Genomic DNA, 16,814 nt, shown 5'->3' with positions numbered 1-16,814 from the left:
TCAGTCCATCTTCCGCCATGTGATCTCGAACCGGGCATCGGGATCGGCGCGCAGTGTCGCGGTCAACTCGGCCACGATGCCGGCGGCATCGCGCCCGGTCACCTGTTTGGTGACGGCGTTGATGTGCGGGGGTGGCGGCATGGTGACCGTTGTTTCCTCCGCAGTCGTCGAAGCCGCCCGTGTCGCGCCGACCGGCGGGTCGGGCGGCAGGTCGGGTTGCGGTGGGGTCGGCCGGTTGACCGCGGCGGCGAACAGGGCGGATGCCTGCCCGACCGCCTCATCGAGTGCCGGCGCGAGCCGCTGTGTGAGTTCGTCCTCGCGTGCCACCTTGCGGAGCTGTTCGAGGATCGAGGCGGCCGAGCGCGACTGTTCGCTGCCGCCTTCCGCCAGGCCGACCAGGCTGTCGAGGATGTTCCAGTGGGTGCGCAGCAGCGCCTCCCTGACGCCTCGTGCAGTCTCCAGGGCGTTCTTGTAGACGCCGGCGTCCTTGGGCAGGGTGGCGTCGGCGAGCTCCTGCAGCAGCGGCGTGGCAGTGGTGTGCGACACGAGGTCGCTGAGCACCGTCCACAGTTCCTTGACTGTGGACAAACGCGCGCTCTCCGGTGACAACCCGAGTACGCGCGCCCGTTCTTCCAGGTCCGACCGGAGGGCGTCCATCCCACTGAGTGCCTGTTGGGCGGACTCCCGCACATGCCGGAAGAGCGCCTGGGTGGACCGGGAGGTGTAGGCGACGCGACGTTCGGCACCGAAGATGTCGGTGGCTCGGGTGGAGGCCGATTCGAATGCGTCACGCGGAGGCAGTTCGGGCTTCCGGAGGACCGCGTCGGCGTGCATCTTGCCGAGTGCCTGCGGGTCGATCGGTTGCCCGGCCATCAGCCAGCTCCGGTCGGCGAGGTTGGCGTAGACGTGCACCAGCAGGTCGACGACGAGCGGCGGCAGGCCCGGAACTTCCTCATCGACCCAGCCGCGAAGTCGCCGCACCGAGAGGTCCCCGGTGGCGCCGGCGGCCGCGGCGAGCCGATCGAGTCGCAGCTGCCAGTCCTGCCGCAGCACGAAGACCTCACCGACGGTGGCGATCTCCAGGGGATTGGCGATCCTGCGCAGTACCGATTTCTCCGAGATCTCCAGTTCGAGGCGTCGGTCGGGTAGCTGTGCGGCGCGCTCCACCGCTGACAGCACCTTGTTGAGGTCTCCGATACGCACCGGTTTACCGGTGCCGTCGGCGTCCAGATCCGGATGGGTCGGGTAGTTGTGGGCCAGCAGTTGGTGGCAGGCGCGGGTGAAGGCCTCGCGTAGCGGCTGACCCGCCGACGGCTTCGCCAGTTCAAGCTGTCGGTCGACGGCGCAGAAGTGGTCGACGTCGTGGGCCTCCACATCGATCGGCACGACTCCTGCGACGCCGTAGGCCTGCTTGAGCACGCCGACGATCCGGCTGGTCAGGTTGCTGCGGCGGCTTTCCAACTGACCGCGCGCGTGTACCCGTTCGTCGCTGGTGAGGTTCCCGGTGAGTTCGGCGAGCCGGTCCTGACTCAGCAGCGCGTCGATGATGACCAGCTGGCCGAGTTCCTGTAGTCGATCGTGTTGGAAGAACGACGGCAGCCACGCGAAGGTCAACGGCGGTTCGTCGACTTCGGCGGCGACGTTGGCCACCTTGCCGCGGTCGTCGCTGGGACCGAAGTTGCCGGTGTCGAACGGGTAGTCGATCAGTACCTTGATCGCTCCGGGCCGATCCGGGTGGAAGGTCGCGGTGGCCTGTTCCCGGACGTTGCCGTATACGACTTCCACGGTGCGTTCGGTGCCCCGCCAGACGATGGTCTTGACGGCGGTGGGTGTGCCGTCGTCTGTGAGGCCGAGCTCCGCCCACAGCAGTTGTCGTAGTTTGCGTTGCCGGTCCTCGGGTGAGTCGTACTGGGGGCCGGCCAGTTGAATGATGCGATGGGTGTCGACTCCGATGAGGTTGACGTCCACTCTGGGGTCCGGGTCCTGGGTGACGTGGAAGTCACCGAACTCCGCGCCCAGGTCACGCAGGGTCTGCGCCACGGTCCGTACTTCGGTGCCGGGTACTCGGGCGGTGACCGCGCCGAGGTTCAACGCGTGCAGTCGGGAGGCGGTGAGTTCCTGTAGCGCGGGAATCGTCACCAGGGCCGACAGCAGCAGGGTCTTGACGATCAGGTCGTCGGCGTCGTAGCCGGCGGTGGTCTTCCCGTCCACGATGTCGGCGTCACTGAGGTTGTGGCGCCGCGCCAGGAAGGGCCGTAGCCGCTGGTGGTAGAACTGCTTGGTCTTGTCGAACTCGTCTCTGAGCCGGCCGGGGAACGGCCGTTCGGCGCTGTCGCAGAGGGCCTGGAAGATCGCGCCCACCGGCATCAGCTTGCCCAACGGGAGCTCACGGTGGGCGCCGAGCATCTCGCTCATGAGTTTCAATGCCGAGCGGGTGCGTTGCAGTGCACTGGACACGTTGACCATGACGTGCAGGAACGCCGGCGAGAACGGGTAGCTCTTGCGGAACTGTGCGGCGGTGCCGGTTTCACCTTGGGCGTCCAGCAGGGTGTCCCAGATGTCGGTGCGGCTGTTGGCGGTCTGGTCGAAGGCGGCATCGAGTGCGTCGGCCGCGTCGGGGCTCTTGGGACGCAGTAGGCGTTCCTGCACCACGGTGGGCAGGTTCTCGTCCGACAGTTTGATCGGCTGGAACCGTCCGGCACCGTATTCGGCCTGGTCGGAGACGGATTGGACCTCTCGTCCGCTGACGCCCTTGTTGAGGATGTCGATCAGGTCGCGTTGCCGCGGCAGGAAGCTGATGATGGGCGCGGGCCGGTGGGTCTCGGCGGATTCCACCAGCTTGGAGAGCTTCTGGGTTTCGGCGTTCATGCGGACGATGTCGCCGGTGAACTGCGACAGCCACAGAACGGTCTCGTCCAGGTGGAGGACCACGGCGTCGTACCCGAGCACGTCTTTGGCGTGTGCGCTGATTCGGGCGAGCCCGGTGTCCAGGTCGATGAAGCCGCGGCCGCTGCCGCGGAAGGAGTCGTGGTAACTGGCGAAGTGGGCGCCGCGGCCGATGAGTGCGCTGACGAGTTCCTGTCGTTCGCTGCTTTCGGGGGCGGCGGCGAAGGCCTCGTCCAACCGGTCGGTGTCCCAGCCGGATTCGTCCCAGGCGTCATGGATGGAGTCGGACGAGGTGCCGTCGGATTCGGCTTCGAACAGGCCGCCGATGAAGGCGTCGTCGCCGATCCGGCGACGTAGCGCCTTGGCGTCGGCGATCAGGGTGTCGGACTGGTACACCACGGGTAGTGGCTTGCCGGGGTGGTGTTCGCGCACCGTGTCGACGTAGCGGCCGAGGATGGCGTCTTCCAGGCTCTGGGCGTCGATCATGTGTTGCGTGATCTGCAGGAACCTCTTACCCGGCAGCCATGCGTCGTGCGTGGCGATGGTCTTGGTCAGACCGTGCTTGCCGCGGGCGTTCGGGTGGTGTTGCAGGATCGCCTTGAGTACACCCAGGAAGTGCGATTTACCGGCACCGAAGGAGCCTTCCAGGTAGGCGGCCTGCGACACCCCGGTGGTGACGGCGGTCCGCACCAGTGTGAGGGCTTCGTCGAAGCATTCGGCGAGCTGGTCGGTGACGACGTATTCGGCCAGCAGCTTGTCGACGTCGTCCATGGTGTCGCGGCCGAGCACCATGACCCAGTCGCCGGCTTGGACCGACTCGGGGATGTCGAAGATGTCGTCCAGCGTGCGGGTCATGTCTGCTTCCTCCGTCCACGGGTGGCGGTCGGCCGCCATTCGGCGAGTGCGGTGTCCGACAGGCCGAGCCGCTGTTGTTCTTCGGCCAGGTAGGTGCCGTAGTCCTGGGCCGGACTCGAACCATAGGTCCGGTCGATCTCATCGTGCCATTGCCGCACCCAGGGCATGATCTCGGCGAGACCTGCGACCAACGGCGTCAGTCGCTCGATGTCGTCGGCCCACTGGGCCGCCCTGGCTTGCAGGATGGTGACGAGGGCGTGGGCGGCTTGGGCGTGGTCCCAGCCGGCCCACCCGAGAAGCAGCGACGGGTCGGTATCGGGGGACGCCTCCGGGTAGGAAATGAAGCGTTCCTTGGGGACATCGAGTTTGCCGCGGTGCCGCCAGTAGCTGGTCTTGCGGAAGTCGCCGGAGCCGTACTTGGGTGGCACGGGGATGTCGCGCCGGTCACCGGTGCGGTCCTCTTCGCGTTGCAGCGCCCAGGTCCGCTCCCATTGGACACGTTTCCGTAGGCCGGAGTCCTTATAGCGAAGCGCCGCCAGGTAGGGCACGTGCTCGTCCTCGATCAATTTCGCGACGACGGCGGCGATGTCGGCGTTCGGACCGGCGTACAGCCGCAACACCGAGACGACATCCGAGTTGGCGCGGAGCCGGTCGGCGAGCTGGTTGACGGTCAACGGCGCCGGGTTACCGGCATTGTCGAACCACAGGTCGCGATCCTCGCAAGCATCCAGCAGCCAGTCCCGTAGCGCGGCGGTCTCCTTCTTCTGCCACGGGTCGGTGGACCAGCGGCGTTTGCATTCCGGCCGCTCGATCAGGGCGATGTGCGCGTGCGACTCGATCTTGTCGATCCGGCGCTGCACCAGGTCTCGGTACCACTGTGGCCAGTGCGTGGGGATCTCGGTGATCGGTGTGGAGCCGTGTCGCGCGAACCACTGGGTGTCGAGCTCCCCGGCGGCCATTTTGCGGGCCATGACGATCTCGAACGGCCGCTCCCCCAGGGCGATACCGGGAACCTCGTCGAGGTCGGGGGCCTGTAGGGCGGCCCGGTCGGCTTCCGGGATCAGGTCGTACCGGCCGTAGACCTGCCAGTCGAGTTCTTCCTGCAGGGCGATCATCCGGGCACGGATCCGGGCATGCGCGGCGGCGGCCTGGTCGAGCCGGTCGCGGGTGGGAGTGTCGGTCGCACAGACAGCGGCGGGTTCCTGTGCGGCGAGCTCCTGGGCAAGTGTGTCGAGCCGACGGCCAAGGTCGAGGGGGAGTGTGGCGGGGAGGGGGAACTCCTGAAGCTTGGTACCGGTGAACTCGTAGAACTCCTCCCACTCGTCACCTCGATAACCTTCGTTGACGCCACCGTTGCCCTTACCGTGGCTCACTTGTTTGAGCCAGAAGCAGGCCGTGGAGCTGTTCAGCAGGCCCAACAGCTCCAGGTGGTCGTCCTCAGTCGCCCCCGCCGGCAACTTGATCACCGGAGCCGACTGTTTGAAGACCTTCCCACCCCGATCCAACACGAAGTGGTTATGGGTGGCGACAAAGGCAAAAGTGATGGAGAGCGGCGTGCGGAGCTTCTTAGGATATATCTCCTGCCACTCATACCAGCTCATCCCCCGCTCTAGCATTGGCGTCCCAAACCGGCGACGAAAAGAAATAGCGGTTCGATATTTCGAGAGCAACTCGCGGGTTTTCGGAAGCGATTCAATCGGCCGAACTTCGAAGTTATCTGAATATATCCAGATTGCGTCGAAAGTTGGCCTGCAAACGTAATCCCTCACCACCTCGCCAGTTATCAGCGGAATGGTCATCTCCATCTGAAGCCGAGAGGCGACCCCGTCTGAGGGAAGAAGGTAGAGATCATCTTCACCGGTCACCGAAGCAATGCCGAGCTCAACGGCTCGGCTTTTCAATCTGCCTGTAGCTTGCGTCTCCACATGCTCAAGCAAAACATCAGCTCCACCGCCACTCAAGCTCCACGGGTGGGTGGCTAGGCGTTCTCGCTCCAGGTCTGCCACACTCACCCATTGGCTCTCACTACCCGGCTGGTTGATCTGCTCAACGATCGCCCGCCACACCAACCCTTCGGCCGGATTCGCGGGTTGTGATGGCTCACCCTGGATACCGAGAACCGCCCGAACCGGACGGGGACGTGGGAAGCGATTACGCCCCACCAGAATCACGGTCGGGGTGCCGTGTCCGGGAATGTATGCGCCTGAGGTGTCGATGACGTGAGTCAGGTGAGCCGAGTTGACGAAGTACTTTTCAATCAGATCCTTACCGAACTCCCGCTTCATGAAGGAGTTGGCGGTGATCTGTCCGACATGGCCGGCCGGTCGGCCATGATCGTCACCACGCATGGCGAGCCGAAAGAATCGCATGGCGAACGGCGCCGATAGTGCGTACTTGCCGCGGCACACGTCCTTGTACAGACCGCGGTAGTTGGCGTTCTCCTGCTTGTCCTTCACGGTGATGTATGGAGGATTTCCCACCACCACGTGGTAACTGCCGGACCCGAGCAGGTCCACTTTCTTCCTGAACCTCGGCTCATTGATGTCCTCAGCCAGGTAGGTGTGTGGTGGCTTGGCTTCCAGCCCTTCGATCTCACCTTGCACCTGTGGCGCACCCCGGCCGTGAATCAGCGAGTCACCCACCGCCACATTGACCGTGAAGTTCGGTGCCTCCGCCAGGGTCTCCTTGTCCCCCGCCGCCTTCATGGCCGCCAACAGCAGCCGGAATCGGGCGATCGCCACCGCGAAGGGGTTCTTGTCGACACCGTGGACGCTGTACAGCACTCGGTTGATGAGTTCCCAGCGTTCCATGCCGGGCGCCTTGCGTTCCCAGGCGTCCAGTAGCCGGTGGAAGGCGCCGAGCAGGAAGTGGCCGCTGCCGCAGGTGGGGTCGATCAGTCGCAGTCCGCGTGGCATGTCGTCTCGCGGCCCGGGGTATTCCGGCTCAAGCCCGAACTCGTCGATGGCCGGTGTCAAGGTCAGGTCGAGGATGAACTCCTCGACGAACTCCGGGGTCTGCAACAGCGCATAGGTCTTCTTGGCGTGCTCCGACAGGTCCTGGTACAGGTCGCCCAGGAACCGGGTGTCCCAGTTCGGGTCTTCGAAGTCGTATCGCAGGCTGCCGGCCGCCTCGCCGGGAGTCCGCCAGAACGACAGCAACCGCTTGGCGGCCGGGTGGGACGGCGTGATCCGCCACAGCGGGTTGTGGGCGTTGAACAGTTCGGCGGTCGCGGTGGAGGCCGTCGCCAGACCGCGGAAGGCGTGGATCAACCAGTCACGGTCGGTGTGGGTGGGGTTGGTGGAGAAGTAGGCGCTCTGCTGGTCGATGGCGTGTTCGGTGCCGTTACCGGCGCCCGCGATCCATCGCTCCTCGACGAGCGAGTTGTCCTCACAGAACCGGACGAACACCGTGCCGAGCACCCAACCCACGGCGGCCTGCGCAAGCTGGTCTTCCAACCAGGCTTCATAACCGATGGCCAGACGTTCGGCGGCCTTGGCGGCGTCGTACTCCCGCCGCAACGGTTCCGCGAACTCAGCCTCTGCGGCCCGTTCCCGGAGGTCGTCAACGAGCGCCTTGACCTCGCCTTGCAGGTCCTTGAGCAAACCGGCCCGGTCCATCTCTCCCCAATCGTCGAAACCGGTGACGCCTCACGGTCACCGGGCAGGTGTCGGTATCAGTCGCCGGCGGTGAAGACGCTCGACAGGGTGAGCTGTTCGCCCTGGCTGTCGATCGCGCCGACCAGATGGTCGTCCAACTGCGCCGGGAGGTGTGGCCGTTCCATCGGGCACACCAGCCACAGCCCATGCGGGGGCCGGTTCGGCTGCCGGGCCGCCTGCATAAAGGACGACAACAGGTCACGCCCGCCGGAGTACCGGGCCAGCGGGGTGGCGTCATGCAGCAGCACCGTACCGGGCAGCTCTGCGACCTGGTCGGCGAGCCGGGGCCAGACGTCCACCAGTAGTTTGTTGAGGCCGCGGAGCGCCTTCAACGGTGCGTCGGGCCGATCCGCGGCGAGAACGGTCTGCCACGGGGGCTTGCCGCCGCCGTCCTGCCACACCGATTTCAGTGCATCGAGGAACGCGGCCGACACGTCGACCGGTGTCACACCGGGAAGCTCGGTGAGCCGTTCGGTGACGGGCAGTGCGTGCTTGGTGTTGACCCGGATCGCCAGGAAGCCACCCCGCCGGGTGGCGCCCCGCAACCGGGCGTCCAACTCGGCGCGCGGCGTCATGGTGAGGCTGCCGCCGCTGCGCGTGCCGGAGCGCCGCGAGGTGTCGGTGCCGACGGGGTGTCTCAACCGGATCTTCCGCGGATCATCCGGGTCGGCGATGACCTTGAGGCCGCAGCGGTGCAACAACTCCAGCAGGTCGCTGCGCTTCTCCGGGAAGTTCGCCAACCTGGGGAAGCGTGCGGTGACTCGTTCCCTCAGCTTGCCGACGTCCACGCCGCCGGGGTTGTCGAGCAGCAACGCGAGGTTGGTCAGTCGGACGACCCGCACCGGATCGAGGTCGACCGGGTACAGCTCCAACCGCGGGGTCACCTCGACGGCCGGGTCGAGGTCGGCGGCCAGCCGCACCATGTCGGCGTCCGACAACGGGATCATGCCTTTGGGGCCGGCCACGGCACCCAGCTCGGTCCGTACCCGGGTGGCCGAGGGCAGTGGCTCGTTCTCGCCCAGGCCGATCAGTTCCCGGGCCCGGGCAGCGAGCTTCTCGGCGTACTCGATGAGTTCGGACTCCACCGGCTGGTTAGGGTCCGCGGACACCGAGGCGAACACCACCGTGCCGTCGGGGTACCGCTTATACGTCAACTGCGGCTCGTTCAGCCGTTGGTCGGATTCGTACGCCACCCGCAGGCATGCGCTCGCCCGGTTGAGCCGCTCCTCGGGGTCGGTCAAGTCGCTTCCCCGCACGGCGAGCAATGCCCTGGCCAGTGCTTCTGCGGACATGACCCGGCCGTGGTTCTCCAGTAGTTCCACGACCGTCAGCCGCAGTGCTGAGACTCCGACGACCGACTTCTTCCACCGATCGTTGACGACCCTGGTGAGTGCATTGCTGACCTCGGCGACCGAGACTTCGGCTTGCTCGGCGATCTGCTCGAACGTCGACCAGGGTTTCAACGGCGAACTGTTCTCCCCGTCGGGAAGTGCCAGTATCAGGCGTTGCAGGGTCAACTGTTGCTCATCACCACGGCCGGCGACGAACTGATCGGCCAGTTTGTCGACCGTTGCGGTGTCCCACTCCTTGCTCGGCGCCTTCGCCGATTCCGGCGACCGTTCGGCGAGACTGAACCGTTGCCGCCACGCCGTGGTGATCCGGCTCAGTTCGTTACGGACCCGCATGCCCTCACCGCGTAGCCTGCGGATCTCATCGGGATTGATCCGCGCCAGTTCACCGGCGGTGGACACGCCGAGTCGATCATGGGCGAGTGCGAACGCTCGGTCGGACAGGCCGGCCGCTGACAACGGCGTCTCCGGTTGCGCGGCGTCGATCGCGCGCTGCCGGAGTTCCTGCATGGAATGTGACTGTTCGGTCACGGTCTCGGCGGTGGTGACCGGCGGCTCGGTGTCCAGGGCCAGGAACGCTTTGCGGAATCCCTTGACCATGTCGGCCAGATCCGGGTGGCGTCTGGTGTGGTCGCGGTGCAGTGCCGTGTGAAAGAAGTCCACCAGACCCTCGCGAATCGCCGGGTGGAAGGACTCCTCCGCCAGTGAGGGATACTCCGCGGTGCCGAACTGCGGTGAGACCACGCCGTCGCCCCAGATCGGCAACTGCCGGGACGCCATCTCGTGCAGGGTCACGGCCACCGAGTAGCGTTCCGCGGCGTCGTCGAACCGCAACCGGTTCGGCGGTCCCAGGAACGGGTCGCGGTACTTGTCGGTTCCCGCCGCGGTGTTGTCCTCCGACACGTCGGCCAGCGAGAAGTCGAACAGCACCAACTGTCGGCGCTTCTTGTTGCCGCGTTCCTGGATGCCCAGGTTGGCGGGCTTGATGTCGCGGTGCCGGATGCCCTTCTGTTCCAAGAACTGCAGCATGGCGAACAGGTCCTCGGCCCAGGCCTCGAGTTCACCGGGTGTGAGGCCTTCTCGGCCGAGGTAGTCGGCCAGGGTCTTGTTTCCCGCCGGTTCCAGCACCAGGGCATACCGGCTGCCGAGTTTGATCGGCCCGTCGTACCGCTCGACGATGTAGCTGGACCGGCAATTCTGAAGCTGTACGGCCTCCTGCTCCAACCGTTCCCTGTCGGTGCCTTCCAGACCGATCTTGAGGACGACCGGGCGGTCGTCGTGCGCGGTGTCGGTCGCCAACAGGGCGCGAGCCGAAGCACCCTTGCCCAGCACCCGCTCCACCAGGAACGGGCCCAGCACGTCCCCGCGTTTGGCGGTCAACGGGTCCGGCATGTCGGCCGCGTCGGGGTCGGTCAGCTCGGCTTCGACCAGGTCGAGGTATTCCGAGAACGCGGCGACGTCCATCAACCGGTCGGCCGGCCGCACCGCGGTGGATTCCCGCACCAGGTCGTCGACGCTCGACAACAGGTCGTCTCGTACCGCCGAGGGCACCAGCGCACCGTCTTGTTGGAGCCGGGCGATGAGTTCGCCTCGGTCGGCGGCCGGCGCCTGCCCGGTCAGCAGAAGGTAGGCGATGCTTCCCAGCCCGTAGACGTCGAGTTGCGCCGGTTCCGCGTTGTGGCTGTCCACCTCGGGTGCCAGGTAGACGTCGGCCTCATCCTTGAGGTGCCGCGCCAAGGTGGTCATGTTGCGCGTGGTCAGGCCGGGGAGTTCACCGGTGCCGCCGTGTCCACCGGCGGTCTGCCAGTCGGCGATCCGCAGGTGCGGAACCGGGTCGCCCTCCCGTGGCGGTGCGACCAGGATGCTGCGGGCACCCAACGCCCGGTGGTAGAGCCGATTCCGATGGGCGTGGTCGAGCGCGTCGACCAGTTGGCGGATCATGTCGACTCGGTGGTCGATCACCAGGTCGTCGCCGTGCTCGGCCATGAAGTCCGGTAGCCGCTGCCAGTCCTTGCCGTGTCGGAACACCACGGCCGGGCCCGCGTCGAGCTCGTCGTGAAAGCTGTCCACCTGCACGATGCCGTCGTGGTGGATGCCGAGCGTCGCCCGATACTCCCGTTGCGCGACCGCCCGAGTGGTCTGCCGACGTTCGGCCGTATCGTCCTGCTCGGCGTAGTACACCCGTACCCGGCGCTTGTCTCCGGAGATGTCCTGGTGCTCGGCGAGATAGTCGGACCAGGTGGGGCCGACGTCCGTTGCCTTCGACTCCAGAACATACGGCCCGACGTGCACGCCGCTACGCAACTTGCCGACCCCGATGTCGGTCAGCAACTGCGGAAGGTGCTTGGCGAACGCCGGGGTGACCCGGTGCTGCTCCGACTTGGGCGGGGTGAACAACAGGCCGGTGCCGATCTCGGGCAGTTTCGTCTTTCCGCCGAGCTTCTCCCGCCCGTAGACGCCCACCCGTTGGATCTCGTCGAACTGGCACACCAGGTCGGCCGCCGACAGGAACACGATCGGGGTGATGAACGGGACCGGCCCGACCTTGCGTTTGCGGGCGGCCGTTTCAAGCCGGGACCTGAGTTCCTTGCTCTTCTGGTTCGTGATGTGCAGCGGGTTGTTGATGGAGCCGTCGGAGTCGAACACCCAGGTCGAGCCCCGATTCCACGCCCGGCCGCGGTGGCTCTTGATCTCGATGAGGTAGAGCCCGGACGGTGCCGCGATCAGCAGGTCGCACTCCCACACCCGGCCGTTGGTGCCGGTGAACTGGAAGCACTGTCGTGCGGCGTACGGGGCACGATCGGGCATGATCGACTTGACATGGGCGAGGGCGTCCCGCTCCCACGAGAACTCGGATTCATCCCCCTGCCATCTGTTCGACACCTGCGGCGGTCCTTCTTCACGGCGTGTACACGGGCAGCCCACCAACTGTGCCACACGTTGAGACGAACGCCACGGGACCCATTGCATCGATCTGGTCACCGAACGGCTGAGCCGAGCGTGCTCACCACCGCCATGACCAGACGCGCCATCGCGAGTGCCGGCAAGGGAACCGGCCGACAGTGGTCAACGATCGAACACTTGCCGTAGTCGCGATGTATCGATATAGTCCCTAGGCTGTCACTTTGAGCGACACGGGAGCCCCTCATTGCTGGTACTCGAATTGGCCTGCCCTCAAGGACGTCCCCTTCTCGGTTTCCCGGTGGTGCGCACATGACGATGCCCCGTTCCAAGTGGCTGACCGACCTGACCACGGCGGCGGGCCGGGCGGTCGAGCTTGCCGAGAACATCAAGGCCGGGGCCGGCGATTACGTGGCCGTTGGTGCGGTGCAGCCGGCCGACGACCGCGGACGGGGTTGGTACCGCTACTCGAAACCCGCATCCCGGGTACGGCTGGAGCAACTGGAGAACGCCGTACTGGCATACCGTGCAGGTCCACAGGACAAGAGCCATCCGGTCACCGCTTCGGAGGTCGATAACGGCGTCCTGTACGTGAAGACCGGAATCACGACCCCTTCGGACTCCCAGTACCTGTTCGTCGAACGCTACGACCGGCGCAAGCAGCTCGAAGGACGCCGAGACGGGTTGGCAGGTCTGCCGGGTGGCAGCCTCGCCGAACGATTCGGCGAACACAGGCTCGACCCGATTCCGTTGCAGCCGACCGATAACACCCGGGTGAGTCGGGAACAGTCGGCAGCCTTCCGCGCCTGCTGCGCGCCGGGGCTTCAAGTCGTATGGGGACCGCCGGGCACCGGCAAGACCCATGTCATCGCCGAGGCGTTGGCCCATCTCATGGCGAGCGGACACAGTGTACTGCTCGTGTCGAACACCAACATCGCCGTCGACAACGCCATCGCCAAGCTCGTGACACTGAACCGACCACCGTCGGGTCGAGTCGTTCGCATCGGAACGCCGGCGATACCCGAGATCGCTCGCAATCCCGATGTGTCGTTGACGGCGTTGATCCAGGCACGTCAGGCGGATGTGCAACGCCGAATCGACGAGTGCGAAGAGGGCCTGAAACGTCTCCAGAACGATCCCCGACAATCGGCCCTGACCGATGCGGTACGCAGGGTCGAGGACTTCGGCGAACAGCGTTACCGAGCGGCGGCCGATCGGGCCGAGAATCGCCGAAGGCTTCAGAGCGTGAAGTCGGAACTCGACGCGCTTGAACACCGGGAACGAGACCTCGACTCCGCACTCGGTCAGATCATCGCGAGTGCGGTCATGGCGGAGTGGGCGGTGCTGCGCGCTGCGGAACTCGCGCAGCTGGCCGAAGTCTCCCGACTCGGCGACCACCTGCAGGAGCTGAGTTCTCTGCCGTTGGTGCACCGGTGGAGACAACGGAGACTCGCCCGACGGGTACGCAGCCTCCACATCGAACAGGAAGCCAGGCGTATCGAGGCGACACGACGTCGCGAGGACTTCGAAACCGAAGAGGTCGAACGGTATCGAGGGCTGGCGGAGCCGCCTTCGGTCACCGCCGACGATGATCCCGCGGAACTGCGTCGTCGACGCGACACACTGGACGAGGACCGGAACACGCTTACTCAGACGTTGTCCGAACTGGCGCGACATATCGCGACCGTGCGGCGACGAGCCTCCGACGCCCAGGCGAAACCGATGCCCGTCACGGGAGATGAGGAGCTGCTGCGGAAGGCGGATGCCGCAGGCATCCCGCAGCTGTTGCAACGGCTTCCCGAATTGCGACGTGCCGCAGGCACATGGCGGCAGGAACTCGACGCGGCAACTCGGCGGTATGAAGAGCTGACGAAACTGGCAGCGAAGCAACGCCGCGAGATCGGTCCGAAGATAATCGCGGAGGCACAGGTCGTTGCGACCACCCTGGCCTTGTTGGCGATGAACCCGGCGGTTCGTACCAAGGCCTACGACTTCGTGATCGTGGACGAGGCGGGCGCCTGTCTCATTCCCGATCTCGCGCTGGCCGTCGGCATCGCCGGAAAAGGTGCCGTATTGGTCGGTGACTACCTCCAGAACGGACCCATTCTCGACGACGCAGAGCGCCGGGATCCATTCACCGCCGAACACTTCTCCGGCGACTGCTTCAAGGTCTTCGGCATCACCGACCCCCGCACCGCCCGTGGTGTATCAGGCTGCGCGGTACTGACCGAGCAACGTCGCTTCGGCCGAACGGTGACCGAGCTCGTCAATCGAGTCGCATACCGGGGTGTTCTCGAGGCGATGTCCGACACCGGTGGTGAGATAGTCGTCATCGATACCGAAGATCTCGGTAGCAACCTGGCCGGCATCGAACGAGTCGGCAAGTTCAAGGGCTCCTGGCCCATCGGCGCCTTGATCGCACAGGCCCTCGCCGAGCATCATCATCTCGGTGCCGAGCGGGAGTCCGTCGGCGTAGTGGTGCCGTACAAGGAACAGGTGAGAGCGACCACGGAGTTCCTGGAGCAGTCGCCGGTGGGGCCGGCGGTCGAGGTCGGCACCTCACACACGTTCCAGGGGCGTGAGTTCGACATCGTGCTCTTCGACATGGTGGAAGACGGACGAGGCCAGTTCGCCTCCTTCGAAAGTGGTGCCGGCGACTTCCATCTCAGTACGCTGAGACTCTTCAACGTCGCCGTCACACGGGCGAGACGCCGCACGTACCTGTTGGCCGACACGGCGGCCTTCCGGGCGGCGAAGAGCGGGCCGTTGGCGGAGATCCTGCGCCTGCATCATGAGCACAAGGTGATTCGGGTAGCCGCTCGTGAGCTCCTGGGTGTGGGAAGCAGCGGTGAACCGCCCGCTCTCGGCACGCCGGCGCGTGACGTCTATGACGCGCTCAGCAGCTATGTGAAGCTGATCGACATCTACGATCAGGTCACCGGTATCGACCCCATACTTCACCGTATCGACCATGCCAAGACCGCGGTGTGGATGTGGAGTCCCTGGATCGGACAGTACCAGCGCCTTCAAGACGCGCTGATCGCCGCGCACGGTCGTGGTGTAGCGGTCAACGTGGTGACATTGCCGGAGCGCGAGCTCACCCAGAAGACGCTGGCGAGCCTGCACCACTTCGAAGGTCGATTCAAGGGCCGAATAATCCACATGCAGCACATGCACCAGAAGATCGTGGTCGTCGATGATCGACATTGCTTCGTAGGCAGCCAGAATCTGCTGTCCGTGGCCGAGGGCGAACGGGACCGGCGCAAGGAGGTCATGCTCGAAATCGACAGCGGTCCCATGGCGGCGATGCTGTTGAAGCACGAACGCAGCACCGACCTACTGAAGGACGTCAACTGTCCGAAGTGTGGAAAAACGATGCGCTGCGTGAACATCATGAGTCGCGACAAGAAGCGCGTATGGCTGTGGCGTTGCGCGGTCGGAAGCGGCGCTTGCAACGGCGAGATGGCCTTCACCGATGCGCCTCGCCCCCACCTCCGCGGGCGGTCACCCGCCTGGAATCGTTGACAGTCCGGCGGGACACAACCGACGACCGGGAGCGATCCGTCGACCACTTCGACGCGTTACGGCCGGCTCGACCCGACCCGCCACGTCGTAGGGCCGGGGTGGCCGTGGTTGAAGCGGCTACCGAGACGATACCGCTGCCCATCAGCTCTCGGGGCTTACCGCTGCGACGGGCGGCGTGTGGTTTGTACGGTGTCGGTGACGGGTTTCTCTTGTGTGGAAGGTGTTGTGGTGTATGGCGTCTATTGATGATCTGGTGGCGTCGATCGATGGTGATGTCGCTGCGGGGAACGGGTTGGCGGGGCAGGTGGAGGCGTCGCGGGCGATGGCGGAGCAGTTGACGGGTGTGTTGATGGGCTTGGCGGTGGAGGGGGTGGCGGCGCAGGTGGATCTGTGTCGGCGGGAGTTGGAGGCGGCGTTGGGGTTGCAGAGGGCGCTGGTGGCGAAGCTTGAGGAGGCGCGGGCGGCTGCGGAGTTGGCCAGGACGATATGAGCGGTGGGAATCTGAGTGTCCGGGATCTGGTGGCGTTGATCGCTGCGGCGCGTGATGCGGCGGGGCGGGTGCGGGACGGGGTCGCCGGCAGTGTCGCCACGGGTGGGGAGGCGCTGGACCGTCTGGACGCGGCGGGGATCGGTGGTAGCGCCGCCGGTGCCGAGACGATGCGGGCGGTGGAACTTCTGGGTGAGGCGTTGAGCGAGGCGGAACACCTTGACGGGCATCTGGAGAAGTGCCGCTTCATCGCCATGTCCGCCATCACCGGCCTGTACAGCAACGGCACCGGCGGCTACCAGGGCAACGGAGAATCAGCTGGCAAGTCCGACGCCGTCTCCAGCGGTAGTGCGCATATCGGCGATGACGTCAACGCGCCTGGTCTGCCCACTCACCCGTTTCGCCAGGAACTGGCCGGCAGCGATGAAGAGGACAAGTCGCGCCTACAGCGTTTCGGCAGGCGATTCGTTCGCGCGGCTGGTGACCTGCAGAAGACAGGCAAGGATCTCAGTAAGTCCGGTACCAGCCAGGTCGCAAGTCACGATCCACACAAGTACGGGCAGGCCACTGTAGCCACCGACAAGGGGCAGCCGTCCATATCCGGACCGGGCAGCGGCGATGTTCAAGCCGTGGATATCGTCAGTAACGCAATCCTGCTGTCGGCGTTCGCCGTGGAGGCCGTGTCCCGGATGATCAGGAAGAGGAACGATGGCAAGTAAACAACTCTTCAAGGACACCGTTAAGGCGTTGGCGCTGGGTGATGCCGACCGCGCCATGGAGCTTGATGAGCGAATCAGCAGTGAGGATCGCGGGGATTACTTCATCTATCTCTCGGCGGTCATGGCCGGTGCGATCGAGCACCACTTCGCGAACGATCACAGCCGCGAAGCCATCGCCAGGTTCGCCGAAGAACTACGGTACGAGTTCCGCAACGCCACTCCCCCGGTGAAACCACTGGTCATCGAAGCGGTGGTGCGCGCATTCTACGGCGAGGACCACCTACTCGATGATGTCAGCAACGACGACCAGATTCTCGCAGCGTATCCGATCATCCGCAGCATCACATATCGGTCTGAGCACATGCGCTCGAATCTCGACAAGTACCTCGCCGATGCTGCGATGCTGGCTGACCAGTGGGGGAGCCAGGCCTAGCAC

The 16,814-nt window shown here is 65.4% G+C and carries 7 protein-coding genes; 4 read left to right on the top strand and 3 right to left on the bottom strand.

Annotation, left to right across the window (positions count from 1 at the left end; genetic code table 11):
* From LX16_RS28365 to pglW, 3 genes are all read right to left on the bottom strand, one after another.
* Window positions 1-1,179, bottom strand: a complete 1,179-nt coding sequence (locus LX16_RS28365) for a BREX-2 system ATPase PglY family protein (RefSeq protein WP_483263575.1) — start codon at window positions 1,177-1,179, stop codon at window positions 1-3.
* A gap of 2,558 nt (window positions 1,180-3,737) precedes the next feature.
* A complete protein-coding gene (gene pglX, locus LX16_RS21780) occupies window positions 3,738-7,358 on the bottom strand; it encodes a BREX-2 system adenine-specific DNA-methyltransferase PglX (RefSeq protein WP_147142476.1) in 3,621 nt (1,206 codons plus the stop codon).
* A gap of 56 nt (window positions 7,359-7,414) precedes the next feature.
* On the bottom strand, window positions 7,415-11,629 hold the full coding sequence (pglW, locus tag LX16_RS21775; protein WP_158645687.1) for a BREX system serine/threonine kinase PglW: 4,215 nt from the start codon (window positions 11,627-11,629) through the stop codon (window positions 7,415-7,417).
* A gap of 330 nt (window positions 11,630-11,959) precedes the next feature.
* Here pglW and LX16_RS21770 point away from each other — a divergent pair, with 330 nt between their 5' ends.
* From LX16_RS21770 to LX16_RS21755, 4 genes are all read left to right on the top strand, one after another.
* Complete coding sequence (locus LX16_RS21770; protein WP_147142470.1) at window positions 11,960-15,172, top strand: AAA domain-containing protein; 3,213 nt, start codon at window positions 11,960-11,962, stop codon at window positions 15,170-15,172.
* Window positions 15,173-15,404: 232 nt separating this feature from the next.
* A complete protein-coding gene (locus tag LX16_RS21765; RefSeq protein ID WP_147142466.1) occupies window positions 15,405-15,662 on the top strand; it encodes a hypothetical protein in 258 nt (85 codons plus the stop codon).
* Window positions 15,663-15,691: 29 nt separating this feature from the next.
* On the top strand, window positions 15,692-16,378 hold the full coding sequence (locus LX16_RS21760) for a hypothetical protein (protein ID WP_147142463.1): 687 nt from the start codon (window positions 15,692-15,694) through the stop codon (window positions 16,376-16,378).
* On the top strand, window positions 16,368-16,811 hold the full coding sequence (locus LX16_RS21755; protein WP_147142460.1) for a hypothetical protein: 444 nt from the start codon (window positions 16,368-16,370) through the stop codon (window positions 16,809-16,811). The genes LX16_RS21760 and LX16_RS21755 overlap by 11 nt, the downstream gene beginning before the upstream one ends.
* Window positions 16,812-16,814: the final 3 nt, after the last annotated feature.

Source organism: Stackebrandtia albiflava (assembly GCF_007994225.1).
Lineage (GTDB): Bacteria > Actinomycetota > Actinomycetes > Mycobacteriales > Micromonosporaceae > Stackebrandtia > Stackebrandtia albiflava.
This window is presented reverse-complemented; position numbering and strand designations above follow the sequence as displayed.

What these genes read in the sequence shown, in the direction of transcription:
- pglX (WP_147142476.1), bottom strand. Translation starts at nt 7,358, where the DNA reads ATGGACCGGGCCGGTTTGCTCAAGGACCTGCAAGGCGAGGTCAAGGCG.
- LX16_RS21770 (WP_147142470.1), top strand. Translation starts at nt 11,960, where the DNA reads ATGACGATGCCCCGTTCCAAGTGGCTGACCGACCTGACCACGGCGGCG.
- LX16_RS21765 (WP_147142466.1), top strand. Translation starts at nt 15,405, where the DNA reads ATGGCGTCTATTGATGATCTGGTGGCGTCGATCGATGGTGATGTCGCT.
- LX16_RS21755 (WP_147142460.1), top strand. Translation starts at nt 16,368, where the DNA reads ATGGCAAGTAAACAACTCTTCAAGGACACCGTTAAGGCGTTGGCGCTG.